This is a genomic window from Streptomyces sp. NPDC002730, assembly GCF_042888805.1.
Taxonomy (GTDB): domain Bacteria; phylum Actinomycetota; class Actinomycetes; order Streptomycetales; family Streptomycetaceae; genus Streptomyces.
The window spans coordinates 42,327-68,668 of the sequence record NZ_JBIAQG010000009.1; the positions used below are offsets into that span (position 1 = coordinate 42,327).

Annotated in this window: 23 protein-coding genes; 8 read left to right on the top strand and 15 right to left on the bottom strand. The window is 68.5% G+C overall.

The genetic code is table 11. The features are described from left to right. Positions 1–107 precede the first annotated feature (107 nt). From ACFYXH_RS22965 to ACFYXH_RS22980, 4 genes are all read left to right on the top strand, one after another. On the top strand, positions 108–1,301 hold the full coding sequence (locus ACFYXH_RS22965) for an acetyl-CoA carboxylase biotin carboxylase subunit family protein (RefSeq protein ID WP_389566774.1): 1,194 nt from the start codon (positions 108–110) through the stop codon (positions 1,299–1,301). A 2-nt stretch (positions 1,302–1,303) separates the two neighbouring features. Continuing rightward, positions 1,304–3,070, top strand: a complete 1,767-nt coding sequence (locus ACFYXH_RS22970) for an IucA/IucC family protein (protein WP_389565919.1) — start codon at positions 1,304–1,306, stop codon at positions 3,068–3,070. Positions 3,071–3,139: 69 nt separating this feature from the next. Continuing rightward, on the top strand, positions 3,140–4,912 hold the full coding sequence (locus tag ACFYXH_RS22975; protein WP_389566777.1) for an IucA/IucC family protein: 1,773 nt from the start codon (positions 3,140–3,142) through the stop codon (positions 4,910–4,912). Beyond that, positions 4,909–6,114, top strand: coding sequence for a type III PLP-dependent enzyme (locus tag ACFYXH_RS22980; protein ID WP_389565922.1), 1,206 nt, complete (start codon positions 4,909–4,911; stop codon positions 6,112–6,114). Before ACFYXH_RS22975 ends, ACFYXH_RS22980 begins: the two co-directional genes overlap by 4 nt. A 28-nt stretch (positions 6,115–6,142) precedes the next feature. Here ACFYXH_RS22980 and ACFYXH_RS22985 read toward each other — a convergent pair whose 3' ends face one another. The 6 genes from ACFYXH_RS22985 to ACFYXH_RS23010 form a co-directional block, all read right to left on the bottom strand. Next, positions 6,143–6,811, bottom strand: a complete 669-nt coding sequence (locus tag ACFYXH_RS22985) for a hypothetical protein (RefSeq protein WP_389565924.1) — start codon at positions 6,809–6,811, stop codon at positions 6,143–6,145. 35 nt (positions 6,812–6,846) lie between these two features. After that, positions 6,847–8,127 (bottom strand): DegT/DnrJ/EryC1/StrS family aminotransferase, encoded by a 1,281-nt coding sequence (locus ACFYXH_RS22990; RefSeq protein WP_389565927.1) that lies wholly within the window; start codon positions 8,125–8,127, stop codon positions 6,847–6,849. Between the two features lie 3 nt (positions 8,128–8,130). Beyond that, a complete protein-coding gene (locus ACFYXH_RS22995; RefSeq protein WP_389565930.1) occupies positions 8,131–9,231 on the bottom strand; it encodes a thiamine-monophosphate kinase in 1,101 nt (366 codons plus the stop codon). Continuing rightward, the gene (locus ACFYXH_RS23000; RefSeq protein ID WP_389565933.1) at positions 9,228–10,337 is read right to left on the bottom strand and encodes a Gfo/Idh/MocA family protein; all 1,110 of its coding nucleotides are present in this window, start codon (positions 10,335–10,337) and stop codon (positions 9,228–9,230) included. Before ACFYXH_RS23000 ends, ACFYXH_RS22995 begins: the two co-directional genes overlap by 4 nt. A 66-nt stretch (positions 10,338–10,403) precedes the next feature. Beyond that, complete coding sequence (locus ACFYXH_RS23005; RefSeq protein ID WP_389565935.1) at positions 10,404–13,664, bottom strand: AIR synthase related protein; 3,261 nt, start codon at positions 13,662–13,664, stop codon at positions 10,404–10,406. A gap of 41 nt (positions 13,665–13,705) precedes the next feature. Further along, the gene (locus tag ACFYXH_RS23010) at positions 13,706–14,293 is read right to left on the bottom strand and encodes a GNAT family N-acetyltransferase (RefSeq protein ID WP_389565937.1); all 588 of its coding nucleotides are present in this window, start codon (positions 14,291–14,293) and stop codon (positions 13,706–13,708) included. A 171-nt stretch (positions 14,294–14,464) separates the two neighbouring features. Between ACFYXH_RS23010 and ACFYXH_RS23015 the strand changes: the two genes are divergently transcribed. After that, positions 14,465–15,382 (top strand): AEC family transporter, encoded by a 918-nt coding sequence (locus ACFYXH_RS23015; RefSeq protein WP_389566779.1) that lies wholly within the window; start codon positions 14,465–14,467, stop codon positions 15,380–15,382. Positions 15,383–15,454: 72 nt separating this feature from the next. Here the strand turns inward: ACFYXH_RS23015 and ACFYXH_RS23020 are convergent, their stop codons facing one another. Continuing rightward, complete coding sequence (locus ACFYXH_RS23020) at positions 15,455–15,814, bottom strand: tetratricopeptide repeat protein (protein ID WP_389565940.1); 360 nt, start codon at positions 15,812–15,814, stop codon at positions 15,455–15,457. A gap of 130 nt (positions 15,815–15,944) precedes the next feature. Here ACFYXH_RS23020 and ACFYXH_RS23025 point away from each other — a divergent pair, with 130 nt between their 5' ends. Further along, positions 15,945–16,910 carry a pirin family protein gene (locus tag ACFYXH_RS23025; protein ID WP_389565942.1) on the top strand — a complete coding sequence of 322 codons (966 nt, stop codon included), beginning with the start codon at positions 15,945–15,947 and terminating at the stop codon, positions 16,908–16,910. A 31-nt stretch (positions 16,911–16,941) separates the two neighbouring features. Here ACFYXH_RS23025 and ACFYXH_RS23030 read toward each other — a convergent pair whose 3' ends face one another. The 4 genes from ACFYXH_RS23030 to ACFYXH_RS23045 form a co-directional block, all read right to left on the bottom strand. Beyond that, on the bottom strand, positions 16,942–17,661 hold the full coding sequence (locus ACFYXH_RS23030) for a DUF2993 domain-containing protein (protein WP_389565945.1): 720 nt from the start codon (positions 17,659–17,661) through the stop codon (positions 16,942–16,944). Continuing rightward, complete coding sequence (locus ACFYXH_RS23035) at positions 17,658–19,889, bottom strand: MMPL family transporter (protein WP_389565948.1); 2,232 nt, start codon at positions 19,887–19,889, stop codon at positions 17,658–17,660. Before ACFYXH_RS23035 ends, ACFYXH_RS23030 begins: the two co-directional genes overlap by 4 nt. A 101-nt stretch (positions 19,890–19,990) precedes the next feature. Continuing rightward, positions 19,991–21,367, bottom strand: coding sequence for a histidine kinase dimerization/phospho-acceptor domain-containing protein (locus ACFYXH_RS23040; RefSeq protein ID WP_389565951.1), 1,377 nt, complete (start codon positions 21,365–21,367; stop codon positions 19,991–19,993). After that, complete coding sequence (locus ACFYXH_RS23045; protein WP_389565953.1) at positions 21,364–22,050, bottom strand: response regulator transcription factor; 687 nt, start codon at positions 22,048–22,050, stop codon at positions 21,364–21,366. Before ACFYXH_RS23045 ends, ACFYXH_RS23040 begins: the two co-directional genes overlap by 4 nt. A 350-nt stretch (positions 22,051–22,400) precedes the next feature. On the opposite strand from ACFYXH_RS23045, the gene ACFYXH_RS23050 reads away from it, so the two are divergent. Further along, positions 22,401–23,276 (top strand): DUF427 domain-containing protein, encoded by an 876-nt coding sequence (locus ACFYXH_RS23050; protein ID WP_389565956.1) that lies wholly within the window; start codon positions 22,401–22,403, stop codon positions 23,274–23,276. Positions 23,277–23,365: 89 nt separating this feature from the next. Here the strand turns inward: ACFYXH_RS23050 and ACFYXH_RS23055 are convergent, their stop codons facing one another. Then, positions 23,366–23,830, bottom strand: coding sequence for a DUF6640 family protein (locus ACFYXH_RS23055; RefSeq protein ID WP_389565959.1), 465 nt, complete (start codon positions 23,828–23,830; stop codon positions 23,366–23,368). Positions 23,831–24,012: 182 nt separating this feature from the next. Beyond that, on the bottom strand, positions 24,013–24,501 hold the full coding sequence (locus tag ACFYXH_RS23060) for a luciferase family protein (RefSeq protein ID WP_389565961.1): 489 nt from the start codon (positions 24,499–24,501) through the stop codon (positions 24,013–24,015). Positions 24,502–24,675: 174 nt separating this feature from the next. Between ACFYXH_RS23060 and ACFYXH_RS23065 the strand changes: the two genes are divergently transcribed. Next, the gene (locus ACFYXH_RS23065) at positions 24,676–25,059 is read left to right on the top strand and encodes a winged helix-turn-helix transcriptional regulator (RefSeq protein WP_389565964.1); all 384 of its coding nucleotides are present in this window, start codon (positions 24,676–24,678) and stop codon (positions 25,057–25,059) included. A gap of 115 nt (positions 25,060–25,174) precedes the next feature. On the opposite strand, the gene ACFYXH_RS23070 is transcribed toward ACFYXH_RS23065, so the two are convergent. Together ACFYXH_RS23070 and ACFYXH_RS23075 are read right to left on the bottom strand one after the other, a co-directional pair. Next, on the bottom strand, positions 25,175–25,816 hold the full coding sequence (locus tag ACFYXH_RS23070) for a hypothetical protein (protein ID WP_389565967.1): 642 nt from the start codon (positions 25,814–25,816) through the stop codon (positions 25,175–25,177). Further along, positions 25,806–26,285: a DUF6114 domain-containing protein gene (locus tag ACFYXH_RS23075; RefSeq protein WP_389565970.1), complete on the bottom strand. Its 480-nt coding sequence runs from the start codon at positions 26,283–26,285 to the stop codon at positions 25,806–25,808. The genes ACFYXH_RS23070 and ACFYXH_RS23075 overlap by 11 nt, the downstream gene beginning before the upstream one ends. Between the last annotated feature and the right edge of the window lie 57 nt (positions 26,286–26,342).

Here is a 26,342-nt window from a genome sequence, read left to right on the forward strand (position 1 = left end):
AATTGACAGAGTTAGGCATACCTAACTTAGGCTCTCCGTTTGTGTCCCAGCACCATTGGTTCACCTTCTCGGACGGTCCGAACCTTGCGCGCGGAAGTGATCCCTTCATGCAGCTGTACCTGCTTGCCCTCAACCCGACCGACTCGGTCGCCGAGGGATTCCTCCCCGCCGCCCGCCGGCTCGGCCTCGACATCACCCTGCTCACCGACCAGCCCGAGGCGCACCGGATCGCCTGCCCGGACATCGAGCTCATCGAGTGCGATGTGCGCGACTTCCGCGCGGTCATCTCCCGGATAGCGACCCATCGCCCGCCGGACGCCCTCTTCACCAACAGCGACCATCTGCAGACCCAGACTGCCCTGGCCGCCGACTACTTCGGCCTCCCCGCCAAAAGCTGGCAGGCCGCGCTGCGCACCAAGGACAAGGCGGAGATGCGCCGCCACCTCGCCGCCACCGGCATGGACACGGTCCGCTCGGTGGAACTCGCCGCCGGACAGGACCCACTCGCCACCCTGGCCGCCCTCGATCTGCCGTACCCGTGCGTCGTCAAGCCGCGTGAGGGTGTGGCCAGCGAAGACGTCGTCCTGGTCGACGGCCCCGACGATCTTGTGCTGCGGTGCAAGGAGATCCGGGCACACCGGCCGGGGGCCGCCCTGGTCGTGGAGGAATACCTGCCCGGCGAGCTGTACACCCTGGAGACACTCGGCGACGGCACCAGCCTTCATGTGCTGGGCGGCTTCCACACCGAGCTGTCTCCACCCCCGTACTTCATCGAGGAGCGTCTGACCTACGTTCCGGCCCATCCGGAGCCCGTCGTCGCGCAGGTCCTTGCGCAGCTGGAAGCGCTCGGCGTCGGATTCGGAGCCTGCCACACCGAGTTCGTCGTGCACGAAGAACGCGCGCGCATCATCGAGGTCAACTACCGCGCCATCGGGGATCAGTGCGACCTGCTCCTCGCGCGGCTGCTGGACATTCCGCTCTTCGAGCACATCCTCCGTACGCACCTGGGCGAGCCGCTGCCGGCGGACCTGGGGGCACGGACCGGCGGCGCGGCGCGGCTCGACTATCCGTGCGCCGAGCGCTCCGGCACGCTCACTGCCGCCCCTACCGCGACCGAACTGACGGTCGGTGACGTGCAGTTGACCTACCGGCCGCTGCGGCGGACCGGTGAGCGGCACGAGCTCCACCACACCAACCGCGATCTCCTGGGCGTCGTCCGGGCCGTCGGCAGCGATCAGGAGACCGTGGACCGGGCTGTGACCGACTTCCTCGCCGCTCAGCGCTGGGAGATCACCCCGTGACGGTGACGAACACAGTCGCTTGCCCGGCCGAGAAGGACCTCCTCCTTCGCCTGCTCAGCGCGCTGCTGCGGGAGGATGTCGTCGGCCTGCGCACGCGCTCCACCGCACTGGAGCGCCCGGACGGGGCCTGGTTGCGTCTGCAGGCCGCCGACGGGGACGCGCTTGAGCTGCCCATTCGCGAGGACGGATTCCAGTACGAGACCCGCGCCCGTCTGCCCCTGCTGCGCCGGGAGTCCGACGGCATGGAACTGAGCACCGCCGACGACATCCTGGCCGCGCTCGGCGCGCTCGCCGACCCCGTGGACCACGACGGCTTCGACGCCCTCGCCGACGAATGCCGCCAGACTCTCGCCACCCTGCGGCTGCACGCCGTCACACACCATGAGGTCATCGCGATGCTCGGGGCCCGGCACGGCACCGATCCCGCGGACTGGACCGGACTCGCGGGCGGACTCGCCCACGACACCCTCGCCGCCCGCCTCGACCACCCCGTCTACCCCACCGCGCGTGGCCGCCTGGGACTCACGACGGCGCAACTACGTGCGTATGCACCGGAGTTCAACCCACGATTCGCCCTGCGCTGGATCGCCCTACCCAAGGACGCGGTCACCGCACAGGGCGTGAACGGGCCCGCGGACCCGGCCGACCCATGGCCGACGCCGTCGGTGCTCGGCCTGCCGGACCTCGACGACAGTCACCTCGCCATCCCCGTCCATCCGCTGACCGTGGGCGAACCGCTGCGGGACGCACTGCGCGCCACCGGACTCGACAGCCGGGCGGTGCTGTCCGACCGTCCGTACCTGGAGGCCGTACCGACCCTGTCGATGCGGACCGTGGCACTCGCCGCGTACCCCGGAATCCATCTCAAACTACCCCTGGCCACCGCCACGTTGGGCATGCGCAACCGGCGCACGATCAAGCCTGGCACACTGGTCGACGGCGCGGTGGTGCAGCGCCTGCTGCAGACCGTGATCGACCACGAGCCGCGCTTTCGGGACAGCATCCTGAATGCCGACGAGACCCGCTTCGCCCACGCCGGTCATGAACTTCTCGCCGTACTGCTCCGGCGCTGTCCGGCAGGCCTGGACGACGCTGTCGTCGTGCCGATGGCGGCGCTGCTGAGCGAAGCCCCCGGCGGGCGGCTGCTGATCGACCGTCTCGCCGACCGTTTCCACGGCGGCGATCCACTCGCCCTTCTCGACGCCGTACTCACCCTGCTCTTCGACTGGCAGACAACGCTCTTCGGGTACGGAATCGCCCTGGAGTCCCATCAGCAGAACATTTCGCTGGTGCTGGACACGCAGGCGGGCCGCACCCGGATCAGACTGCTGCTCAAGGACAACGACGGACCGCGCATCAACACCGTACGGATGCGCGCCGCCCTCGGCGTGGAAGCGCCCGACCCGTCCGAGTTCGACGACGCGCGGATTTTCGGAGACAGCGACGCGCCGGTCGTCGATCTGTTCACCACCATCACGGTCCATCTGTGCGCGGGGGCGTATGCCTTCGGTCTCGCCCGCCATGGCCGCGCCCCGCTCGACCGGCTGCTGAATCTCGTACGCGACCGACTGGCTGAGGCCGTGGAGCGGCTCGGGACCCGGCCCGGGCAGCCCGGCGCCGTACTGCGCGAACACGTCCTTGACGCGGCGCGCCTGCCGGTCAAGGCGATGGTGACCGCGGGCACCCTGCTCACCAAGGAGCGCTCGGGCGCGGTCGACATCAACAAGCACTACACCACCGGTCCCAACTACTTGTTGCGGGAGGTGTGAGCGGCGATGCCCGGCACACAACCCACCTGCCGCTCGCCGCATCCGCCGGAGCCGTTGATGTCACTGCCCATGGGTACTGTCTCCACCCACACTGTCTCCACCTACTCCTCCACTCATGCCGCGACCCATTCCGCCGCCCCGACCGGGCTGCCGTGCGCCGACGAGGCCGTGGCCCACACCCTCCTCAACTGTCTCCTCCGCGAGGTCTCCGGCCCCGAGCACGAGACCGCCGTCATCGACGGCCATCTGCTGCTGCGCCTGCCACGCCGCGGGGTGCTGCTGAAAGTGGCCCTTCGCCGTACGTCCTTCATCGGAGCGCACCGCTTCAGGGGCCCGGTCGCCGAACAGACCGGCACCGGCTGGTCCGAGCTCGGCTGGCGCCGCCTCGCCGAGTACACCCATGCCGAGCTCTCGCTCCGTACCGGCGCGCGCAATGACGAATTCCTGGCCCAGGTCGACGCAAGCCATCAGGGCGTCCGCGCCGCCCTGGCCGCGCCGCGTCCCGCCCTCGACGGTGGCCGGCTCGCCACGTACCTGGCATCCGAGCAGTCACTCAGACTCGGCCACCGCTTCCACCCCACCCCCAAGGCCCGCAGCGGCGACCCCGCCCTCTGGTCCGCCTACGCCCCCGAAGCCGCGGCCGCCTTCCCGCTCCACCTGCTCGCCGTACGCGAGCATCTGACCGTCCAGGAGTCGGCCGAGCCGGGCGCCACCGACCCGCTGGACCGGCTGCACGCGGTGCCCGAGGGATACCGGCTGCTGCCCGCACACCCCTGGCAGTACGCACTGCTCCACGAGCACCCGTCGCTGCGGGCGGCCATCGCCCGGCGCGACATCCTGGATCTCGGCCGCGGCCGAAGCCGGTTCACCGCCACCGCGTCCGTACGCACCCTCTACGACGGCGACACCTTCCTGAAGTTCAGCCTCAACGTCCGCATCACCAACTGCCTGCGCAAGAACGCCAGTTACGAACTGGCCGGCGCGGTCGCCCTCACCCGCCTGCTCGGACCGGCCCTCGCCGAACTGGCCACCCGCTTCCCCGGCAGCGGCATGCTCCGCGAACCCGCCTACCGCAGCCTCGCCATCCCCGGCCCGGACGGCCGGCCCGACCTCGCTCTTCTCGAAGGCTTCGGTGTGATCGTCCGCGAAGGGCTCGATGTCCATCTCCGGCCCGGCACGACACCTCTGCTGGCGGCCGCCATCGCCGATGAGTACCCCACGGGCCCCGCCCATATCTCCAGGCTGCTGGCGGACTCGGACCCCGGCAGCGCCCTGAGGTGGTGGCGGGAGTATCTGGCGCTGCTCCTCCCGCCCGTCCTGGCCGCCTACTTCGACCATGGTCTTGTCCTCGAACCGCATCTTCAGAACGTCGTCGTCTGTGTCGACGCCGACGGCAGACCCGCGCAGGTCCTCTTCCGTGATCTCGAAGGCACCAAGCTCCTCCCCGAGCACTACGCCGACACACTTGCCACGCTGCCGCCCGAGGTCGCGGGCCCGCTGACGTACGACGCCGAGCGAGGCTGGAACCGAGTCGTCTACTGCCTCGTGGTGAACCATGTGTCCGACATGCTCGCCGCGCTCGCCGATCTGCACCCGGAGACCGAACCCGCGCTGTGGGCCGAGGTCCGCCGGGTGCTGCAGGAGTACGCGGACGAGCACGGCTGTCCGGCCCGTCTCGGTGCCCTGCTGGCCGGTGCGCCGCTGCCCGCCAAGGCCAATCTGCTTACCCGCTGGGAGCGCACGGCCGACCGCGAGGCGGGCTATGTCCGCCTACCTTCCCCGTTCGCCGAGGACGTGCTGTCCCGAGCGACCCGCACCGACGACGTCTGGAGCGCCCGATGACCGCCCCCACCGAGCCGGTGCGCGACCGCGCCCTGTCGCTCCCGGCCCAGAGTCTGCCCGCCTATCTGTACGACCTCGGCGCTTTGCGCGAGCATGCCGCGTCCGTCCGGTCGGTACTGCCCGAGCGCGTCGAGTTGTACTACGCCGCCAAGGCCAACCCGGAACCTGAGATCCTGGCTGCGCTCGGCCCGTATGTGGACGGCTACGAGGTCTCGTCGGGCGGTGAACTCGCCCATGTCGCAAAGGCTGTTCCGGGGCGTCCGCTGGCCTTCGGCGGCCCGGGAAAGACGCCTGCCGAGATCGCCGCGGCGCTGGACCTGGGCGTGGAGCGCTTCCATGTCGAGAGCGCGTACGAGCTCCGGATGCTGGCGGAACTCGCCTCCCGGCGGGCTTCCGATGCGCCTGTCGGAGTTCTGCTGCGGTTCAACCTTCCCCTGGCCGACGGTTCGTTGGCGGCCAGCGCCCTGTCCATGGGCGGCCGGCCGACGCCGTTCGGTCTCGACCCGACCCAGGCGGATGACGCGATTCGCCTCCTCACTGACGGCACCTGCCCGCACCTCGAGCTGCTCGGCATCCACGCCCATCTGGCCAGCGGCCTTCAGGCCCCTCAGCAGCTCGCCGCCGCCGAGTCCATTGTGACCTGGGCCGCGAGTCTCGCCGCACGCCACGGCATCGACCTGCGCGAGGTGAACGTGGGCGGCGGCATGACCGTCGACTACACCGACCCCGACGCCCGCTTCGACTGGGCCGCCTACGGGGCGGGCCTCGCCCGTCTCACCGCGGCCCAGCCCGGCCTGACGCTGCGCATCGAGCCGGGCCGCGCGCTGACCGCGTACTGCGGCTGGTACGCCACCGAGGTGCTGGACGTGAAGCCGAGCCACGGCGAGGAGTTCGCGGTCGTCCGGGGCGGCACGCACCATCTGCGCACCCCGGCGACGAAGGGCCACGACCAGCCCTGCACGGTGCTTCCGGTGAACGACTGGCCGCACCCCTGGCCGCGGTCCACGGCCCAGCAGGAGTTGGTCACCCTGGCCGGCCAGCTCTGCACTCCCAAGGACGTCCTTGCCCGCCGGGTCCCGGCGGCGGGTCTTCGGGCGGGTGACCGTGTGGTGTTCTCGCTGGCCGGGGCGTACGCGTGGAACATCTCCCACCACGACTTCCTGATGCACCCCAAGCCGGGCTTCCACTTCTTGTGTCCCTGACTGTTGACACCCGGTGGTCCTGCGTCTGTCAGGGGGCGCCGTCGATCAGAAGCTGCCCCTCCTTGACGCCTGCCAGTCGCGCGAACCCCAGCGCGTAGCTGCGCAAGTTCGCTTGTACGAGACGGAGTTCGGCACGGCAGTCTGCGTTGTCCGGCCAGGCCGACTCAGGCCCGTCCGGGGTCGCGTTCTCGTAGGCCAGCAGGCGCGGATGCCAGCTGGACAGGAACGGGCGGAGCTCCCGGTTGAGCATGGTGATGGCGAGATACTCGACGGTCGGGCCTCCGGAGACCGGCACCGAGGGGCGTGCGCCCTTCAGCGCCTCACGCGTCGTGGCGAACAGCCCGTACAGCGAGGTGAGAGTCTCGCGGATCAGGCCGTCGTCGTGTTTGAGGGGCTGGGTGCTCACCCGTGTGACAGTCTCGACGAACAAGCGCCATGCCACTTGCCGGGACTCGTCGTTGACTATGAAGGTCAGCTGACTGAACTGCGGCACTGTGACGGTCACTTCGGTCAGTCGCGCGGCGCGGCCGTAGACCTGGAACATCAAGACGCTGACCGCACCGGCGATGCCGCCGGTGACGACGAAGAGATCGCGGCCGGAGAGTCGGGTGACCCCGAAGAGAACGAGTCCTGTGGTGGCGCCTATCAGTACGGAGAAGAGCACTCGGGCGACCGAAGTGCGTAAGAGTTGGCTCATGCGGTCCGTTCGATGTGGTGCGGCGGGCTGTCGATTCACAGCAGGTCCTGCCATCGGTCGGCGACTTTGGCGAACGCCTCACCGTACTGGCGTACGACGGGAAAGCAGTCCCCGGAGAACGTGGGCAGGCTCAGCAGCTCCGGATACACTCCGTCGGCCACGGGGCAATCCCATAACGGCGGAGTCGACTCCGGCAGAGAGCCGGCCCAGGAGAGTCCGAGACGCTGGGCCTCCGTGCGGGTGATGCGGAAGACGGGAACCCGGTGCAGCGGAGGCGAGCCGGGCCGTTTCACCTGCACTCCTTCGGCCTGCAGGGCGTCCATGAAACGCGGGAGAGGTAGGCCGCCCAGTTCGGCACTCAGATACCGGGCCTTGAACCCGTACCAGCCGCCCCGCGCCACTCCGGGAAGTGTTGTCGGCGGACGGATTCCCGGTACTGGGCTCAGTACCTCGCACAGCAGATCGAGGTTGGCACGACGGCGCTCGTTGCGCGCGTCGAGTCGGCGCAGCTGCTGAAGGGCTATCGCGGCCGCCAGCGGATGCATACGGTACTTGTGGCCGAACCCGGTCTGGATAAAGGGAACCAGGTCCTTGTGCATGACCTCGTCCTTGGCTCGGCGTCCGAAGTGACCCAGCATGAGCGCGCGTTCGTAGACCTCGCGCGAGCGCGTCACCAGGATTCCGCCCTCACCCGCTGCGACTGCCTTGTGGCCTTCGAGACTGAAACAGCCCACCGATCCGAACGTGCCGACCTTCTGGTTCCCAATGGTGGCTCCGTGGGCGTGCGAGCAGTCCTCGACCACGGGCAGAGCGTGACGCTCGGCAATGGCGAGCAGCGCCGCCATGTCTGCGGGATGCCCCCACATATGGGTGACGACGATGGCGCGGGTACGCGGAGATATGCGGGATTCGACCGACCGCGGGTCCATGGTCAGCGTGACCGGGTCCAGATCGGCGAAGACCGGCAGCGCGCCCATCTGGAGCAGCGGGGTCACGGTGGCGAGGAACGTGTAGGTGGGGACGACGACTTCGTCGCCAGGCCGGATGCCGAGTCCGAAGTATGCGGCGTGCAAGGACGACGTGCCGGAATTGTGGGACAGCGCATACGGGACGCCCTGCTCCTCCGCGTGGTAGTCCGCGAAGGCCTGCTCGAATTCGGCCACGATGCCAGAACGGTCGTAGATGGAGATGACGCCGCGTTCGAGCAGATCGGTCACCGCGGCGACCTCTTCCGTGCCGATGTACGGCCAGTCCTGGCTCCATTCCACCGTCACGGCGGGCGGGCCTCCATGCAGCGCGAGTTCGTCCTTCCGCATCGCTCATCCTTTCAGGTCGAGTCCCTTGATGAAGTCGGACCAGGCTTCCATGGTGGTGGTCTGACGGAGGTTGTCGTCCCAGAACGGCGGAATTTCGCAGATGTTCCGGTCCGTCTTGAGCAGGACGGCCGGGTCATCGGTCACCTCACCGATGACATGCAGTTCGGAGCCGTGCTCGCTGAAGTGCTGCGATGCGTCGGCAAGGGCCTCGGGGCGAACCGTGAACGCGTGCCGCAGCGGGGAGTCGTAGCCCGGATCGAAGGAGAGGAGAAACGGAAACTTCTCGACGATACCGAGCGACGAGTCGAGCCGGCCGAGAAGAGGGGCGTTGCGCCGGCTCGCAGCAGACACCGGAAGGAGGTCGGCGTCGATCAGGCATCCGACGTTGTTTCTGGTTTTCACGGTGTACAGGAATTCGATCAGCCCGTCGCTCAGGTCCATGCCTGAGGTGAAGCATTCACTCTCGGCGGCTGCGGCGACGGCCGATGCGGCACCGATCGGCATCGACTTGTAGGTGCGGAATTTCTCCTTGTCCGCTTCGTCGATCAGATGCTCCAGGTGATTCTTTCTGATCTGGTACTCGAGCCATCCGAAACCGAGTTCGCCCGTGACAACGATTCTGTCACCGGGGCGAGCACCCGACCGCCGGACAATTCCATGTCTGGGCACGGTGCCCCAGGCGAACCCGACGGTCGCCATGTCGCCGTTGTGGAAATTACCCCCCTCGTATGCCGAGCCGATGCTCGTCAGCACATCGTTGATGCCGAGGGCAATGGACCGGATGTCATCTGCGGGGGTCTGAGGGGGTGCCGCCAGAGCGAGTGAGAAGCCGCGGCACCTGGCGCCCATGGCGATGATGTCATTGCAAGTGGTGCCCGCGATCCAGCGGCCGTAGAAGCGCTGGGGGGCAAGGGAGGCGTCGGGCTGCTGGATGAAGTAGGGCTGGTCCATCGAATAGACAAGAAAAGGGGCATCATTCTGTCCGGTCATCTTCGCCAGGTCGAGCACCACCGCATCCTCGAAGTTCCCTGCCTGGGCCGTGCTGGCGAGCGGCCCCAAAATTTCCTGGATGAATGTCTTCTCCTGATAGTTCAGCAGATTCATAAGAAGCCCCTTCTGGTGTTCGCATGTTCGTAGAATGCTTCGAGCAGCCGTACCGTCGCCACATGACGGTCGAGTGATGCCTCAGATATTTTTCCGGCCATGAAGTCCCTCAGAGAACGGGTGTCGTGCGCGTTGTCGAGGTGGTGACGGGTGATGCGTGTTCCGGATTTCTGAGTGTGCACGGCGACGAGTGATATGGAGCCGTCCAGGCGTTCCCTTCTGACCCGCACGGAGGCTCTTGTTCCCTCGATCAGGAGAAACTCGCCCGGACATGCCGCATCGAGACCGATGCGCAACCGCAGTTCCATTTCCTGACCCGTGCAGGATATGCGGGCACTGTCCTCGACGGAGAATTTCCCCCGGCCGAGACGAACGAAGCGCGGCACGAGGTCGTGACAGCTACTGTCCAGGAGCCACTGCAGCGTATTGATCGTGTGATATCCGAGATCGAATAGAACCCCTCCGCCCGCCAGCAGCAGATCGTTGCGCCAGCTCTTGCCGAACGAAGGAACGGGAGCGACGGTATCGTGATAGGTGATCTTCGTGACTCTGCCGATGCCGCCGGACGAAATGCACTCCCGTACGAACTTGAGATCTGTGCGGTGCACTCGCTGCTCCGAGACGGCGAGCCTTCTTCCGCTCATGCTTCTCAGTCGGTCCGCCTCCTCCGCACAGCGCGCCAGAGGTTTTTCCACGAATGTCATCATTCCCGATGCAAGCGCCATCCAGGCGTGCTCGAAATGGAGTCCGCTGGGGGAGGCCACGATGACCGTGTCCGGCCTGCTGTCGCGCAGGACGGTCGCCGACAATTCTTCGGACGTCACCGGAGTGGGTTGCCCGAGAAGACCGGAAATTACGCTGTCGCGCGCATGACGGTTTGGATCGATGACGGCTACGAGTTGGGCCTCGCACTCCTTGAGGACGGGAAGTATCGCAGTTCCGAACCTTCGGCCGCACCCGACCACAGCCACCCGTGACGGGGTGGTCCCTTTCGGGTCCTCCGGTTTCGGCTTCAGAATATCATTACCCGTCTGCAATGCTTCACCAACCTGATATCCGAACAGCGGAGGAGTGAGTCCCCGTGATGCTCGGTAGTTCGAAGCCATTGATATGCTGATGGCGTTTTACCGGAAATCGGTTGAGTGGTCGGCGGCGACCGCCACGGCGGATTCTCATTCGACGCCGGACTGATCATCCGGAGCGAATCTATGGGCGAAAGTCAGCCACTGAGAAGGGCGATCCTGATATCTGCGAGGGACAAACTTCTCGTCCGTGTAGTACTGCAGCAATCGCTCTTCGCCATTCGTCCGCCGAATGCGAACACCGCTTTCGTCCTGCTCGGTGCGCTGCACCGCTGTGCCGATGCGGACCACTCGGCCGTTCCCCCGCAGATCGTGCTCGACGGCCGCCGCCAGGGCTGCAAAATCTGCTTCCTCGCAGGCGAAGACCACTTCCCAGTCATGACCGGCACTGAACAGGAACAGCCCCGTCGGAAGACCGAGGATGCCGGCGAGCGTGCGTGCCTCGTCGCCGATGATGTCGGAGATCGCCGCCTCGTCGAGTTCGAAGCCCACACTGCTCTCCCGCCCGAGAATTTCCAGGCAGGCCAGTACACCGTCGCTGGTGTCCATGGCGGACTTCATGAGGCCGGTGCGTACGGCGCTTGCCATGACTCTGTCCGGCAGATACAGCAGCTCGTACTTCGCCTTGGGGTCGACGACTTTCCGCAGCTGGGGGAAGTCACGCATGACGCCGGAGCGGTCCATACGGTAGTACTCGACCAGCTCCTGAGCCCATCGAGTGCCGATCGGGCGGCACCCGCCGGTGGGGCTGGAAGCGAGTGTGATGCCGATGGCATGCCCCTGGCGCACTGAATTCCTGGTGAGGATGCGGGACTTGTCGACGTATCCGATGCCCACACAGCCCACCGACTGCTCGCTGCGCTCCTTGGCATCTCCCCCGATGACGGCGACGCCGTAGCGAGCGGCCTCGCGCACCACAGCCTCGATCAGACGCCGGGCATAGCCGACCGAGACGGAACGCGACAGGAAGAGATTGAGGAGCAGCCCGACCGGCTGGGCACCCATGGAAATGATGTCGGCCAGCGTCTGGACCACCGTGAAACGGCCCACGTACTCGGGCGACTTGCCGGGTTCGGCCAGCGATCCCGGAGCAGAGTCCGTTGTGTACACAAGGCCTTGACCGTTGGCCGCTCCGTCGAACGACACGACCGCGGCGTCGTCACCGATGCCTACGGTGAGGCTGAAATTGCGGTCCAGCTCCGGGCCGTGCGTAGCGGTGTGCTCGCGGATCCACTTGTGGAAGTGGTACTCGCCGACGGAGATGAGTGGGGTGTTGTCCGGAACCTCGTGCATGGCCCGACGGCCGCTGTGCTCCAATTCGAAGCGCAACTCCATGCCTTCTTTGGCGAGCCGGATCTCCTGATAAAGCCTGTCCGCGTGTTCCAGATGCTCGCGGTACAGGGTCCCGGCGTCGTCGTCCGGACTGCGGGACATCCGGAAGTAGCCGCGGGCCAGGGCCGCGTGCGCCCGTGCCAGAGCCGGACGGAGGCCCCGCTGGTTGAAGACCTGACGGCCGAGCTCATAGCTGTCGAGCGCCCGCTCCATGTTCCCCAGCACTTCGTACAGCCCGCCGAGCGACAGATGCGAGAGACCGAGGGTGTAGCTGTGCCCGTGGACCTCACGCATGCGCAGCGCCTTGCGCAGATACTCTTCCGCGCGGGTCAGGTTCTCGCGCCTGCTGGGGACATGCCGGGTCCAGGCCCGGCCCAGCCAGTCGTAGATCGTTGCCAGCCGGATCGGGTTCTCGAAGCCGGAAAGGATCTCCAGCGCGCTGTGAGCACGCTCGGTCGGCGGGTCTGCATGGGTGTGCGTCCCGTCGCGGTCGTCGATCGTCGCGTCGACGTACATCAGCACGGCCGAGAGGTAGCGCGCGGCTCCATGCGTCTCCTCGCCCCGGACGGCGAGCAGTTGTTTGGCGTCCTTGAGGCTGCTGCGGGCTCGGGTGAAGTCCATCCGTGCCACATACAGCTGCGCCAGCTCCCGCAGGCAGTCGGCGAGCACCAGGTCGCCGTAGCTGCCGTCGGTGGATTCCGCGAGATACTCCGCGACGCCGATCGTGCGCTGGATCACGCGCTCACCGGCGTCGAACTTGCCGCGCTCGCGGAGCACGTTCCCGAGGACACGGCCGGTCTGCACATAACCGGGCAGCTCGCCGGCGGCCCGGAACTCCAGCTGCAGATTCGTGATCTCCTGCTCGATACCGGCCGACCGCCGGTCGCCCAGCTCGTATTCGAGTGACATTCGCTCGAGCGTGAGATGCAGCCGAAGGTTCTCGGCCTGTGCGGTCAGATCGGAGGGCGTGGCCAGCAGCTCGTTGTGGATCAATTCGACGGCCTGCCGCCAGTCACCGCGGAATCTGAGAGCGAGCGCCTGGTTGTAGACCGCGGAGAGCCTCAGATGGTCACCCGCATTGAGCTCACTCACAGCGATGCGGTAGGCCTCAGCGGCCAGTTCGGCGACTCGGGGCGAGCAACAGAGGCGGTCGACCAGCACATTGATCGGCGTTCTGTCGTTGGCGGCGAGCACCTGCTCGTTCAGCTTGGCCACCCGGGACTGGGGAGCGGCCTTCCGTCCGGGCCGGCTCGCCACCCTGCGGGCCTGGGGGATGAATTCGTTCACCGAGAACGAGGGCGCGTCCAGCTCGGGAGCGGGAGGGGGAGCGTCTCCGGCGACTGCGAGATACACCGGAGACTCGGCAGCGGCATGCTCCAGTTCCTTGCGTCCCAGGCTGTAGGTTTCGGCCGACGCGACCGTCCACAGGAGAACGTGCGGGATTTCCGTGGCATTCGCCTCGCCCGGTCCACCCTTTCTCCGCCATCCGGGCCGGGCCTGAATAATGAGGTCGGCCAGCGCCCTGTCCTCGATGTCGTACAGCAGGACCGCGTTCTCCAGGGGAACACCCGATGGACTGTTCCGCGGGCTCGGCCTTGAGGGCGGTGAGGCCTGCACCTCTTGATGCAGCAGCCGTACGAGCAGCTCGTGGACCTGACGCCACTGGGCGTCGGTGTCCTCCCAGGTCTCGCTGATCTCCAGGCGGCGGTACGCCGTGTACGACTTGGCCGGTGCACTGCGGGACGACAGCCCGGTGAAGACCGCGACGACCTTCTTGCCGAACGCCTCGGCGAAGTCGAGCTCCCGTTGCGTGGCTCGTGCGTGGGCGTAGGCGCTGGTGACCAGGGCCACGACGAGGTCGCAGTCCTGAATGGCGTTGGCCATTTCCACGCGCGGTGAACTGGCCCCGAAATCGTCCTCCATGATGACCCGGAAGCCGGATGCGGCGAGTTCTCGGCCGAGCCAGACAGCCCGGTTCTTCTGGTGGTTCTCAAAGCTGAGGAAAACGGTGAGCTGCATCCTTGTCCCCCCAGACGGATGAGGTGTTTCTTCCGTCAGCTTCAGCCCTTGTCGCTGTGAATGCGTGCGTGCAGGTGCATGTCGTGCCAGCCGTCCAGGTGTCTCGTCTGACTGCGCATCGTGCCTTCGAACGTGAACGCGGCCTTCGTGGCAACGCGGCACGACGCGGTGTTGACGGTGGAATGCGCCGCCGTCACCCGATGCAGCCCTATGTCCTCGAAGGCCCATCGGGCGATTTCCTGAAGCGCCCGTGCCGCGATGTCCTGCCCGCGGGCCGGCGGGAGGACCCAGTAGGTGCAGTCGCCTCGTCCCGCGCGCAGATCGATGTAACGCAGTCCGGCACGGCCGACGATATCCCCGGTCTTCGCGTTCGTGATGGCCCAGTTCGCCCCGGACTCCCGCTGCCAACTCCGCTGCCGGGCAATGATCCACTGGCGGGCATGCTCCTCCGTGGTCACCTCCAGCATGTGCCACTTCTGGATCTCGGGATCGCTGAAGGCCTCGATGACCTGCGGAGCGTCGTCGGTTTCCCACGGCCGGAGCACGAGTTCGTACGAGGCCTGGAGCACTGGTTGGGGCGTGTCCGCCATTCTGCCGGGAGCCACGGCAGGAGGCACGAGCGAGAGCATGAGCCATATGCTGACACGTCGGACGCCTCGGGGCACTCCTTTGGGCGAACCTGGCTGACATGCGACGCAGTGCCGAGAACGCCCAACTCTCCCTGCCTCAGGGGTGTACGCGGCACTGCCGGGGGCGGCCGAGGTGTGATGATCGCGGTCATGCATGCTGGCCGGGTGACCATGCTCTCCGGCTTCCTGCCCATCTGGGCGATCACCGCCGTCGGTTGGGCGGCGGGCCGGTTCAATGTGCTCGGCGCTCAGGCGCAGACCGTGCTGGGGCGGTTCGCCTTCGCGTTCGCCATGCCGGCGTTGCTGTTTCTGACGCTGTCCAGGTCACGGGTGTCCGAGCTGGCCGGCCCAGGCGTGGCGGTGTTCGCGGCCAGCCTCGTCATCGTGTTCGGGGTGGGCCTGCTGCTTGGCCGGTGGGTGTTCCGCCGCCGCCAGGCCGACCGAGCCATAGGCGCGATGGCCGGGGCCTATGTCAACTCCGCCAATCTGGGCATCCCCATCGCCGTACACGTCCTGGACGACGCATCGTTCGTGATCGCGGCGGCGCTGTTCCAGACGCTGTTCATCACGCCGGTGATCCTGGTGCTCATCGATCTGGATGTACGGCGCGGAGCGCGCGACCGCTGGGGCCGGATCCTGAAGCTGCCCCTGCGGAATCCCATCATCGCGGCGTCGGCCGCCGGGGTGACGGTCGCCGCGGCGGGCTGGCGGCTGCCCGCCGAACTGACCGCTCCGGTCCAGATGCTGGGCGGCGCGGCCGTGCCCGCCGCGCTGTTCGCCCTCGGGATGTCGCTGAACGCGCGGGTGCAGCGGCCCGACGCCATGGGCCGCACCGAACGGCGCGTGCTGGTCGCGCTCAAGATCGCCGTCCAGCCGCTGCTCGCCTATGCGCTCGCGCGCTGGGGCTTCGGTCTCGACGGGCACGAGCTGTTCGCCGTGGTGCTCTGTGCCGGTCTGCCGACGGCGCAGAACGCCTTCATCTTCGCTTCCGAGTACCGGCTGAACACGGATCTGGCCAGGGACACCGTCCTGCTGTCCACGCTGCTGTCGATGGGGTCGCTGTCGCTCATCGCCTGGCTGCTGGCGTGACCGCGGCGTCCGGCGACTGAGGACGGACCGGCAGCCGGACGGCCCCGGCCACCGCGCCGGCGGTCGACCGCCCTACCGGTCGACCGCCTCCGGCCAAAGCTCGCCGGACATCGCCGCGGCCATCCGCAGATGCGGCGCGGCGTCCCGAGGGCGCCCCTGGCGCTCCAGTGTGCGGCCGAGCATCAGCCGCGCGTAGTGCTCCACCGGGCTGAGCTCCAGAACGGCACGCAGTTCGGCCTCCGCCAAGCGCAGCCGTGCCGAGTGGTAGTAGGCGCGGGCGAGCAGCAGACGCGGCGCGATCTGCTCCGGCGCCTCGTCGACCAGACCTGCGAGAATGCGGGCCGCGGTGACGTACTCCTTGGCGTCGAAGAACAGCTGCGCGCGATCCCACCGCTCCGCGGGGGTGCCGAACTCGTAGTACGTCTCGTTCACGTGCTCTCCTCCTCGGAGCCCCGGTCTGCTGCTTGCACGGTGCTCAACACAGAGAGATGGTTGAACATTCCACTATCATTTGGGCGTGGGGGCTGACGGCTCGCGTCCGTACAGGAATAGGTTGAGCGCCATGAGCAATCTCGATCGTCAGGCCGCCCTCTCCGTCTGCGGCGGTCGTGGCTTCGTCGTCGCCGAACCCGTCCGCGAACTCCTCAGCCCGCGCCATGTCCAGCTCGGCGAATCCACCGAGGTCCGCAGGCTGCTGCCCAACCTCGGCCGCCGCATGGTGGGAGCATGGGCCTTCGTCGACCACTACGGTCCCGACGACATCGCCGACGAACCCGGCATGCAGGTCCCGCCCCACCCGCACATGGGACTCCAGACCGTGAGCTGGCTCCACGAGGGCGAGGTGCTGCACCGCGACAGCACCGGCAGCCTGGCGACGATCCGACCGCGCGAACTCGGCCTGATGACCTCCGGCCGGGCGATCAGTCACTCCGAGGAGAGCCCCGAGCCGCATGCCCGCTTCCTGCACGGAGCCCAGCTCTGGGTCGCGCTCCCCGACGCCGAACGGAACGTCGAGCCGCAGTTCCAGCACCACGCGGACCTGCCGACCGTCAGCGGGCCAGGCCTGACCGCCACCGTCATCCTCGGTCAGCTCGACGGCGCCCTCTCGCCCGGCACCACCTACACCCCGCTCGTCGGCGCCGATCTGGCGCTCTCCCGGGGCGCCGCGACGAGCCTGCCGCTGGACCCCGACTTCGAGTACGCCGTGCTCTGCATGTCCGGCGAGACACATGTCGACGGCGTGCCCGTACTGCCCGGTTCGATGCTCTACCTCGGCTGCGGCCGCACCGAACTCCCCTTGCGCGCCGAATCCGACGCGGGCCTGATGCTCCTGGGCGGCGAGCCCTTCGAGGAGGAGATCGTCATGTGGTGGAACTTCATCGGGCGCACGAACGAGGAGATCGCGCAGGCGCGGGCGGACTGGATGACCGGCTCCCGCTTCGGCGAGGTGAAGGGCTACGACGGCGGCCGGCTGCCTGCTCCCGAGCTGCCCCCGGTGGCCCTGAAACCACGGGGAAGGGTGCGCTGAACTGCGGTGATGTGCTCGAAGTGCGCGGTCATCAGGCGCCGGCCAGGGTGCTGGGGCCGCCCGCCAGGGCGATGTGCAGGCCGTCCGGCCGGACGTGCACGGACGTGGCTTTGAGTCCGAGCGGGTAGTCCTTCTGCGCGCCCGGCGCCGATCCAGGGCTGCGGTTGCCCATCCCGAGCCGGCTGGTGGGGACGGAGCGGCCGAACACGGTGAGCCCGTCGACGGCGAGGGTGACCTTCCCGTCCTTGAGTACGGGATGCAGCGTCAGCTGTCCGGCGCCGCCCGGGCCGACGGCGGCGAGGATGGTTCCTTTCGCCGGGTCGGTGGTGACCGATGCGACCGGTACGGACGGGGCGGCGGTCTGGATCGCGGCGGCGAGGGACTGCGTCCAGGCGATCACCTGGGCGTGGGTGCTGCCGACGGTGGCCGTGCCGCCGAGGCGGACGTCGTCGAGCTGTGCGTGGACGGAGACCTGGGAGAGGGGTCCGAGGTGGGCGTCGTCGCTGCTGATGTCGAGTCTGGGGATGTTCTTGTGTGCCAGGTCCCACAGGACCCAGTCGCCGGCCACGCTGACCGCCACGTTGTCGCCGAGGGAGGGTGCTGCTTCGGCGATGCGATTCTGGATCATGTTGCGGGCTGTGATCTCGGCCGCGCCCGTGGCGACGGCGGCTACCAGGACCACGGCGGTCGTGACCGTGAGGACGAGGTGGCGGCGCATGGCTGCCCGGGTCTTCGTCAGGCGGTGCTTCATCGCTGGTCTCCTCCTGCGGGCACAGGGGCGGGTGCGGGCAGGGAGGTGGGCGCGGCGGCGGGGCCTTCCGGGTCGAGATGCGGAAGGACCCGGTCCAGCCAGCCGGGTAGCCACCAGTTGGCGCGCCCGAAGAGGTACATGGACGCGGGCACCAAGATCAGGCGGACCACGGTGGCGTCGATGATGACGCTGACGCCGAGGCCGAGGGCGAGCATTTTGACGGCGACGTTCGTGGAGAGCAGGAACGCCAGGAAGACGCTGGTCATGATCAGTGCTGCGCAGGTGATGACGCGGGCCGTGGCGGCGAGGCCGGTGGCGACGGCCAGGTGGTTGTCCTTTCGGTGCAGCCAGGTCTCGCGGATCCGGGAGAGCAGGAAGACCTCGTAGTCCATGGAGAGCCCGAAGACGATGGCGAACATCATCATTGGCACATAGGACTCGACGGGGACCTTCTCGGTGACGCCGAACAGCGCGCCGCCCCAGCCCCATTGGAAGACCGCGACGACCACGCCGTAGGAGGCGGCGATGGAGAACAGATTGAGCACGGCGGCCTTGAGTGCGATCAGCAGGCTGCGGAAGACGGTCAGCAGCAGCAGGAACGCGGCGGCGACGACCACACCGATGATCAGGGGCAGTTTGGCGACGAGGGTGTCGGTGAAGGTCTGGGTGGCGGCGGTGGTGCCGGTGACGTAGCCGGTGGCACCGGTGCCGGACAGCGCTTGCGGCACCGTGTCGTTCTGCAATGTGTGGATCAGGTCGGTGGTGGCCCGGTCCTGCGGGCCGGTGGTGGGGGTGACGGTGGTGATGAGCAGGTCGTGGTCGGGGCTGACGACCGGGGGTGTCACGGAGGCGACGCCGGGCACGGCGGCCAGCGTGTGCCGGAGCGAGGTGGCGAGGTCCTGGCGCTCGGTCCGGCTGGCGACCTGCCGACTGTCAAGGTGGGTGACGACGGTGAGGGGGCCGTTGGCGCCGGGGCCGAATCCCACGGTGATCAGGTCGTAGGCACGGCGGTCGGTCCGGCCGGTGGACTGTGCTCCGGCGTCGACGTGGCCGAGCTGCATGGACGCGACCGGAATGGAGAGTGTGCCGAGCAGGAGCAGGCCGCTGACCAGGAAGAGCCAGGGGCGTCGGCTGACCTTGACGGCCCAGCGGTGCCACACGTCCGACTCGCCGGTGGGTTCGGCGACCGGCGTGCGCACGTGCAGGCGGTCGATGCGGCGGCCGAGCAGACCCAGCAGCGCGGGTGTCAGTGTCACGGACGCGGCAGCGGCCACGACGACACTGAGCCCGGCCGCGACGCCGAGGGTGCCGATGAAGCTCATGCCGGAGACGCAGAGCCCGCCCAGCGCCATGGCGACCGTGGCGGCGGCGACCAGCACGGCACGGCCGCTGGTGGCAACGGTGCGTCCGACCGCCTCAGCGGGTTCCATCCCGGAGTGCAGCAGGGCTCGGTAGCGGGTGGCCAGGAAGAGCGCGTAGTCGATGCCGACACCGAGGCCCATCATCGCGGCCAGGGTCGGGGACGCCTGCGCGAAGCTGAAGTGTGAGGCGAGCAGGCCGAGGCCGCCCAGGCCGACGGTCAGGCCGAGCACGGCCGTCAGCAGCGGCAGTCCGGTGGCGGCGACGCTGCCGAAGCCGATCAGCAGCACGAGTACGGCGACAGCCAGACCGATGGCCTCCGAGGCGCGGTCGGCCGATTTGGGCGCGGCCAGCTGCCCGAGCGGGTCCCCGTATTCGACGGTGACGTGGTCGGTGCGCAGTGGCTCGACGGCGGTGTCGACCTGGGCGAGATAGGAGCGGTCGAAACTCGCCGGGTTGCTGCTGAAGCGGACGGTCATCTGGGCGATGTCGCCGTTCGCGGAGACCGCCCCAGGCGTGGTGAGCGGGTCGGCCACCGAGAGGACGTTCGGCAGCTGATCCAGGTTATTGACGGCCGCGTCGATCGCGGCCCGGTGACTGGCGACCGAACCCTGGTCGGACTTGATCACGATCGGGGCGGATGTGCCCCCGGAACTGCTTGTGTGGGCCTTGAGCAGGTCGGCACCGGTCTGGGCACTGGTGCCGGGCAGGGTGAAGCTGTCCGCGAAGGTGCCGCCCCACTTGTGGTTGGCCGGCCCGAGGCCGACAAGGAGCAGCACCCACAGGGCGATCACCCGCCAGGCGTGCCGGGCACACCAGCGCCCGCTCCGGTGGAGCAGTCCAGGCCCCTCGGCCGATTCAGTTTTCATGGGGCCTCACTGTGCGCGGCGCGTGTAAGGGGGCCTTTGGCGCAATGTTCGGGGAATGTACGGGCGGCTGCGCGCCCGCCGGGACGAGGGCTCGCGAGTCCTCAAGCGCCGTCGGGTGACGGCGGGAGGGTGACGGTGAAGCAGGCGCCGCCTTCCGGGCCGCGCCCTTCGACACCGATGGCGCCACCGAGGCGGCCGGTCAGGCGGTGGGCGATGGCCAGGCCCAGGCCGCTGCCGACCGGGCGGGTGCCCCGGTAGCGCTCGTGGAGGGCGCCGCTGTCGAAGGCAATGCGGACGTCGTCGTCGCTCAGGCCGGGTCCACCGTCGCGGACCTGCAGTTCAGCCGCGCCGCCCGCAGCCGCGTGGACGGCGAGGACCAGGGGTGCGCCCTCGGGCGTGACCCGTAGGGCATTCTGCACCAGGCCGTCGATCAGCTGGCGAACCCGGAAGGCGTCCGTGTCGACGACCGGCTGCCCGGACTGCTCGAGCCGTAGGTCGACGCCGTGGCGTGCGCAGGGGCCAGCCCAGAAGGCAGCGGCCTCGGCGACGAGTGCGGAGATGTCGGTCGGGGCCGTGTCGAGGCGGAAGTCGTCCGCCTCCAGCCGGGCCAGGTCCAGCAGGTCCTCCAGGAAGCGGTCCAGGCGGCGGGTCTCGTCGGCCAGGATGCCGCCGACCTCGGGCAGTTGGTCCGGCTCGACCAGGCCGTCGGCAAGTGCCTCGGCGTATCCCTGCAGTGCGGTCAGCGGGGTGCGCAAGTCGTGGGAGACGGAGAGCAGGAACTCCCGCTGCCGGTTCTCGCTGTGCGCCAGCGCTTCGTCCAGGACGTTGAGGGCGCGCCCGATGTCCGCGGTCTCCCGTGGGCCGTCGACCGGGGCCGGTACGCCGCGTTCGCCGTCGGCGAGCCGGTGCGCGATCTGCGCGGCCGTCGCGAGCGGGCGGGCGATGCGGCGGGCCAGGAGTGCTCCGGCCAGTGCCGCGCCGAGCATGCCGACGATCAGCGGCGCGATCACGTTGCGGCGGATCTGGTTCGTGTTCTGGGTGACGACCGTGTACGGCTCGGTCAGCACGATCGCGCCGCCGCGCGCGCCGGGCTGCCCCACCAGCAGCACGTCCTGGCCGCCCAGGACGCTGTCGGTGGAGACCGGCTCTCCCGCCAGCAGGTCCGATTTCGAAGCCATGTCGACGGCTGGGGTAGCGGTTCCGCTCACCGTTCCGTCCGGGGCGATGACGGCGAGCTGCACGCTGTTCGGCCCGGCCAGTACCTGGGCGCCGGTAAAAAGGGCTTCGGACAAGGCGGGCAGGCGGCTCAGCACCGTTGCCTGGCGCGTCAGTTGGTCGCGCTCGCGACGCTCCGCGCCGTGCTCGGCGGTCTGCCAGGCGATGAGCCCGGTCAGCGCCACTGCGAGTGCTGCCACCACGGTGGTCAGCACCACGATGTTGCGTGCGAGCGAGCCACGACGGGAGCGGGGGCGGTTCACCTGCTGGAGGCCGTCGCGCTGTAGCCGACGCCGCGCACCGTACGGATCGGGCTCGCCTCGCCGAGCTTGGCGCGCAGTTGTGAGATGAAGACGTCGACCATCCGAGTGTCGCGGTAGCCCGGGTACCCCCAGACCCGCGCGAGCAGCTGGTCACGGGTGAAGACCTGCCCCACGTGCTGGAGCAGGTACGCGAGCAAGTTGAACTCGGTGGCGGTGAGCTCGACCAGCTCGCCGTCGCAGCGCACAGTGCGGCCGATCGGGTCCACGCTGAGCCGGCCGACGCTCTCGGTCGGCTGCCCCGGCGGCCCGGCCGCCCGGCGCAGCACGGTCTTGACCCGGGCGACCAGCTCGCGCGGCGAGAACGGCTTGGTCAGGTAGTCGTCCGCGCCCAACTCGAGCCCGAGGATCCGGTCGGCCTCCTCACCGCGCGCGGTGACCAGCAGCACCGGCGTCCAGTCGCCGACGTCACGCAGGGCACGGCAGAAGGCGATGCCATCCAGGCCCGGCAGACCGATGTCCAGCACGATCGCCACCGGGTGCATCCGTCTCGCGGCCGCGAGCCCGGCAATCCCATCGGTCTCGACGTGGACACCGAAGCCCTCGCGCGCCAAGTAGAGCCTTTCCACATCGGCGATGTGGCGCTCGTCCTCGACGATCAGCACGAGGCCCCTGGACTCCGTCATCACTGCCTCTCACGTGCGGCAACCTCATCGATGCTAACCACATCAAGTCGCCCTCCCGGCGGGCGCGCCGCCGCCCGTACATTCCCCGAACAATGCGCCGACCGCGCCCTTGCACCCGCCGCGCGTCCTGGTACCGGACGGCGCGCCCGGGGCTTGGCTGCCGCCGGGGGGCGCGGTCGTGCCGCAGGTCGCGGGGGGCCTGGACGGGCGACTGGCTGCCGCAGTTCCGCGGAATGCGGCGTTTGCGGGGAGCTCTGATCCGGAGCAGCGTGGACATGGATGCCGGTGCGGCACCGCGGCATCGGGGGCACTGGCTTCCAGAGGCACCTGCCGGAGCGAGGAGGAGACCGATGACCACTCCCCATGGAGGCCCGGAAGGCGTGCCGGTCGAACGCCGTCGGCCCGATTCGATCGACAGCGTGACCTGGGAGCCGAGTGAGCGGTGGGTGCGTGCGACGAAGGGCGAGGTCACGGTCGTGGACAGCCGCCGGCCCGTTCTTGTGTGGGAGCCCGGTCGTCCCGTACCCCTGTACGCCTTCCCGGCCGCAGACGTCCGAATGGATCTGCTGCGAAGGACCGAGCGGCCCGCCAACCCGCGGCGTCACGGGGGAGCGACGGTCTTCTACGACCTTGCGCTCGCCGAACGGACCGTCCAGGCGGCGGCCTGGACCTATCCCAGCGAGGAGCTGGCCGATTACATCAGCTTCGAATGGTTCGGGCACGAGGTGCTCGACCACTGGTACGAAGAGGACGAGGAGATCTTCGTGCACCCGCGTGACCCGTACAAGCGGGTGGACGCGCTGCCCAGCACCCGGCACGTCCAGGTCGAGATCGAGGGCACCGTCGTCGCGGATACGCGTACGCCGGTTCTGCTGTTCGAGACGCACCTGCCGGTCCGCTACTACATTCCGCGGGAGGACGTCCGCCTCGATCTTTTCACCCCAACCAGTGCGCGAACCCGCTGCCCGTACAAGGGTGTGGCGACCGACTACTGGTCGTGGGCGGGCGACGCCGACGTGCGGCCCGACATCGCCTGGAGCTATTCCGATCCTCTGCCTTCCGTGTGGATCATCAAGGACCGGGTGGCCTTCTACAACGAGTCCGTCGACATCGTCGTCGACGGAGAGCGGCAGCAGCGTCCGGTCACCTTCTTCAGCAAGCCGCCTCCCGAGAGTTCGGGAGGACCGGGTGCGACCGCAGGGCGGCCGGACCCGGAACACGCCTGATGAGACGGTGTTGGCCGCGAGCATCTACTTGAGGGGTGGGCGCGGCCTCGTTCCACGCCGCAGGCGTGGGCATCGCGGCGCTCGCATCGTCAGGGACTGCTGCTGCCGACGGCGCTGAGGTCAGCGGGTTTCATGCGCCTCTGCCTGGTGCTGCGCCCGATCCGTCGGCTCTCGACGACATACGCGAGCGCGTTGAGGGCCAATATCGCCGCGGCGAGTGCGGGCTGAGGGGCGAAGGTCCTCGGCGGGTCGACGAGCGCCGTGCCGGGGTAGAAGATCGCCGACAGCTGGGTGATCCAGTACAACGATGCGGCGCCGGTGGCGAGTTGAAGCCGGGAGTGCGACCAGGCGCCGCGGCGCATCCACAGGGCGTACAGACCCACCAGGCCGAGCGCAGCGCCGACGCTCATGGTCTGGGCGTTGTGGAACTTCGCGTGCGACGTCCAGTCGGGGTTGTAGATGTGCGTTTCGTTCCAGTCCGCCACGTACGCGAGGCTCATCGTGGCGAGCGAGGTCAGGGTCAGGAGGGCTCGCCCTGTACTGATCTTGGGCATGGGATTCCTCCGCAGGGTTGCGGCAGGCCGGCTGCCTGCCTGTCGGGCAGGTGTCACTTCACATGGCGTGCGTCGATGAGCGCCGGCCGCGCTGCTGTTGTCAGGCGGCCTGGGTGGTCATCGGGTTGGGGTGGCGGCGCCTTCAGCGCGCCGCCAGTCAGTCAGTCAGGCAGGTGTCACGGTCAGGCCGCAGCGGTCGTGACGATCGGAGCGCGGCCGGTTGCGTACTGGTAGCAGGCGGCGATGACCTTCTTGGCCACCTCGAGCTCGGCCTGGTCGCGGGGGGCGTAGAACATGACGACGTTGACGCCGCGCTCGTACAGAGGGTGCTTCTCGCCCCACCCGGAGGCCAGGAACGCGGGGTGGTCGGCCGGGTCCAGCGCCAGGTGGAGGCTGCCGTCGGCGTGCAGGTGCGCGAACTCCGCGTTCCCCCGGGGCAGGAACAGCCGGGCGCCCTCGGCCGGGGCGACGTCGCTGAGGAACACCGCCCAGGTGCTGGGGACGGATATCTCGCTGTGGCCCGGGACGATGCCGGGCAGTGCGGTGGCCATCCAGTGCCGCAGTTCTTCCTTGATCTGCGGCGGGCTGATCTGGGTGTACTGCAGGTGAGGGACCTCCGGCCCGGTCTCGGGCCGGTCGCCCTCACGCGTGGGGAGTGCCGGGAACGTCATGGTGGTGCCTTCTTCGCGTAGGAGACCGTGCCCCAATCGGGGCTTGGTCCGGTTCGGCGGGAGTGCCGGGCTGCTGTCTTTCAGCAACACCACCAGGCTACTTTCCTCGATATAGTGGTTACCTCAGAGATAGTGCCCGCAGCTTCGCGGGCCCGGGGCGGTAAGGAGAACGTCATGGCCGAGCCGGTGGAGCAGGCATGCCCGATCAATCCGGTGGTTGACCTGGTGTTCAGCCGCTGGACCACCCCGATCCTGTGGGTGCTCGAACACCATGGGCGGCTGCGTTTCAATGAACTGCAGCGGCTCGTGCCGAGCATCACTCCCAAGGTCCTCACCCAGCGCGTGCGTCAGCTGGAGCGTGACGGCATGATCGTGCGCACCTACCACGCGGAGATCCCGCCCCGGGTGGAGTACGAGATCAGTGACCTGGGCCGCACCCTGGTACCGGTCTTCGACACCCTCGTGGGCTGGTCCGAGGCGCACCTGCCACAGGTCGCCGCCGCCCGACGCGCCTATGACGCCGCACGGGAGGAAGAGGAAGCCTGGGCCAAAGGCTGACTGCGGTCCCGCTCCAACCTGGACTCGAAACCCACATGCCGGCTCGTCGTCGCCGCCCACGGGCGCTTCATGTCCAATACGGGACCTCGCAGTTGCACGCGCCGGTGTGCGGTGTTCACCGGTCCGTGGCGCGGAGGTCCGGCCCGGAGATGGTCAGATCGCCGCCGAACTGGCCGGCCTGCGAAACGGTCACGTCTTCGAACGCGACGGTCCGCATGGGCGCCCCCGGGTGAGAAAGCCACTGCGGGAGGGCGTCGGGGGTGATCGTGACGCTGCGGACCGCCGGGAGTGGGGCGTCGCCCAGGCTGGTGAGCGAGCCGGACAGCCTCTCGGTGTAGAGCGTCACCACGTCCTTGCCCCTGATCGTGGATGTCGTCGCGGGCCTGGCCCGCAGGCGCACCCCGCCGCCGATCGTCAGGTCGAGGTCGGTGATCTCCATCAACCGTGCGGTGAACTTCAGAACCCGCTCGGGTCCTGCCGGGGTCTGCACGGTTACCAGGCCGTGGAAAACGCTCCCGTGAAGGACGAGTCTGTCTGCCCGCAGAACCAAGGGGCCGTTGCCGAGCGGGGCAGAAGGCCGGTCGCGCGGGGCATCGGTGCCGACAGCGTCGAATGTGAGGATGCCGCTGGAAGAGAGGAGCGTGGTCGAAGCCGCCGGCGCACCGACGAGTGCCATCGGCAGCGCCGTCAGGGCCAGCGTCCTGGCGAGTGACCACCGCAAGCGGTCGAGTACGCCGCTCAGGTCGTCACCTCTCACCCTGGTCCTCGCTCACCGGGACGGCCGCGGAGGCGCGGTGTGCCGCGGACCGAGGATCCGCGGTGTCCGGCGGGGCCCAGGCACAGGCGAGGGAGCCGCCGACGAGGCCGCAGAGCAGACCGAGAAACATCCCCCCGAAGTTGACCATGGGGAGGGAGGCGAGGGCGAGCAGCATGGCAGCGATCCCGGCGAATACACGCACTTGCTGGTGGAACCAGAGGGTGATGCCGAGGATGACGAGCAGGATCCCGATGATCAGCGATCCTGCGCCGGCGGTGGTGGACAGCGCGAGAGGGATGCCGCCCAGACTGAGGCTCACGTAGGGGAAGTAGATGACGGGAACTCCGGCCGCGAGGGTGAACAGCCCGGCCCAGAAGGGGCGTTCACCACGCCATGCCCTGAATCTCCGTCGGGCGTCGGTGATCGCGACGCGCAGTCCTGGGCGTCTGCTGAAAGGGTTGTGGATCACGTGCGTCTTCCCTGTGGAAGCGGGCGGGAGGCAGGGCAGGCGAGCCCGGGTCACGCG

What these genes read in the sequence shown, in the direction of transcription:
- ACFYXH_RS22985 (WP_389565924.1), bottom strand. Translation starts at nt 6,811, where the DNA reads ATGAGCCAACTCTTACGCACTTCGGTCGCCCGAGTGCTCTTCTCCGTA.
- ACFYXH_RS23050 (WP_389565956.1), top strand. Translation starts at nt 22,401, where the DNA reads ATGACCACTCCCCATGGAGGCCCGGAAGGCGTGCCGGTCGAACGCCGT.
- ACFYXH_RS23025 (WP_389565942.1), top strand. Translation starts at nt 15,945, where the DNA reads ATGAGCAATCTCGATCGTCAGGCCGCCCTCTCCGTCTGCGGCGGTCGT.
- ACFYXH_RS22975 (WP_389566777.1), top strand. Translation starts at nt 3,140, where the DNA reads ATGGGTACTGTCTCCACCCACACTGTCTCCACCTACTCCTCCACTCAT.
- ACFYXH_RS23010 (WP_389565937.1), bottom strand. Translation starts at nt 14,293, where the DNA reads ATGCTCTCGCTCGTGCCTCCTGCCGTGGCTCCCGGCAGAATGGCGGAC.
- ACFYXH_RS23035 (WP_389565948.1), bottom strand. Translation starts at nt 19,889, where the DNA reads ATGAAAACTGAATCGGCCGAGGGGCCTGGACTGCTCCACCGGAGCGGG.
- ACFYXH_RS23060 (WP_389565961.1), bottom strand. Translation starts at nt 24,501, where the DNA reads ATGACGTTCCCGGCACTCCCCACGCGTGAGGGCGACCGGCCCGAGACC.
- ACFYXH_RS23065 (WP_389565964.1), top strand. Translation starts at nt 24,676, where the DNA reads ATGGCCGAGCCGGTGGAGCAGGCATGCCCGATCAATCCGGTGGTTGAC.
- ACFYXH_RS23000 (WP_389565933.1), bottom strand. Translation starts at nt 10,337, where the DNA reads ATGGCTTCGAACTACCGAGCATCACGGGGACTCACTCCTCCGCTGTTC.
- ACFYXH_RS23030 (WP_389565945.1), bottom strand. Translation starts at nt 17,661, where the DNA reads ATGAAGCACCGCCTGACGAAGACCCGGGCAGCCATGCGCCGCCACCTC.
- ACFYXH_RS22980 (WP_389565922.1), top strand. Translation starts at nt 4,909, where the DNA reads ATGACCGCCCCCACCGAGCCGGTGCGCGACCGCGCCCTGTCGCTCCCG.
- ACFYXH_RS22965 (WP_389566774.1), top strand. Translation starts at nt 108, where the DNA reads ATGCAGCTGTACCTGCTTGCCCTCAACCCGACCGACTCGGTCGCCGAG.
- ACFYXH_RS23055 (WP_389565959.1), bottom strand. Translation starts at nt 23,830, where the DNA reads ATGCCCAAGATCAGTACAGGGCGAGCCCTCCTGACCCTGACCTCGCTC.
- ACFYXH_RS22995 (WP_389565930.1), bottom strand. Translation starts at nt 9,231, where the DNA reads ATGAATCTGCTGAACTATCAGGAGAAGACATTCATCCAGGAAATTTTG.
- ACFYXH_RS22990 (WP_389565927.1), bottom strand. Translation starts at nt 8,127, where the DNA reads ATGCGGAAGGACGAACTCGCGCTGCATGGAGGCCCGCCCGCCGTGACG.
- ACFYXH_RS23045 (WP_389565953.1), bottom strand. Translation starts at nt 22,050, where the DNA reads ATGACGGAGTCCAGGGGCCTCGTGCTGATCGTCGAGGACGAGCGCCAC.
- ACFYXH_RS23005 (WP_389565935.1), bottom strand. Translation starts at nt 13,664, where the DNA reads ATGCAGCTCACCGTTTTCCTCAGCTTTGAGAACCACCAGAAGAACCGG.
- ACFYXH_RS23015 (WP_389566779.1), top strand. Translation starts at nt 14,465, where the DNA reads ATGCTCTCCGGCTTCCTGCCCATCTGGGCGATCACCGCCGTCGGTTGG.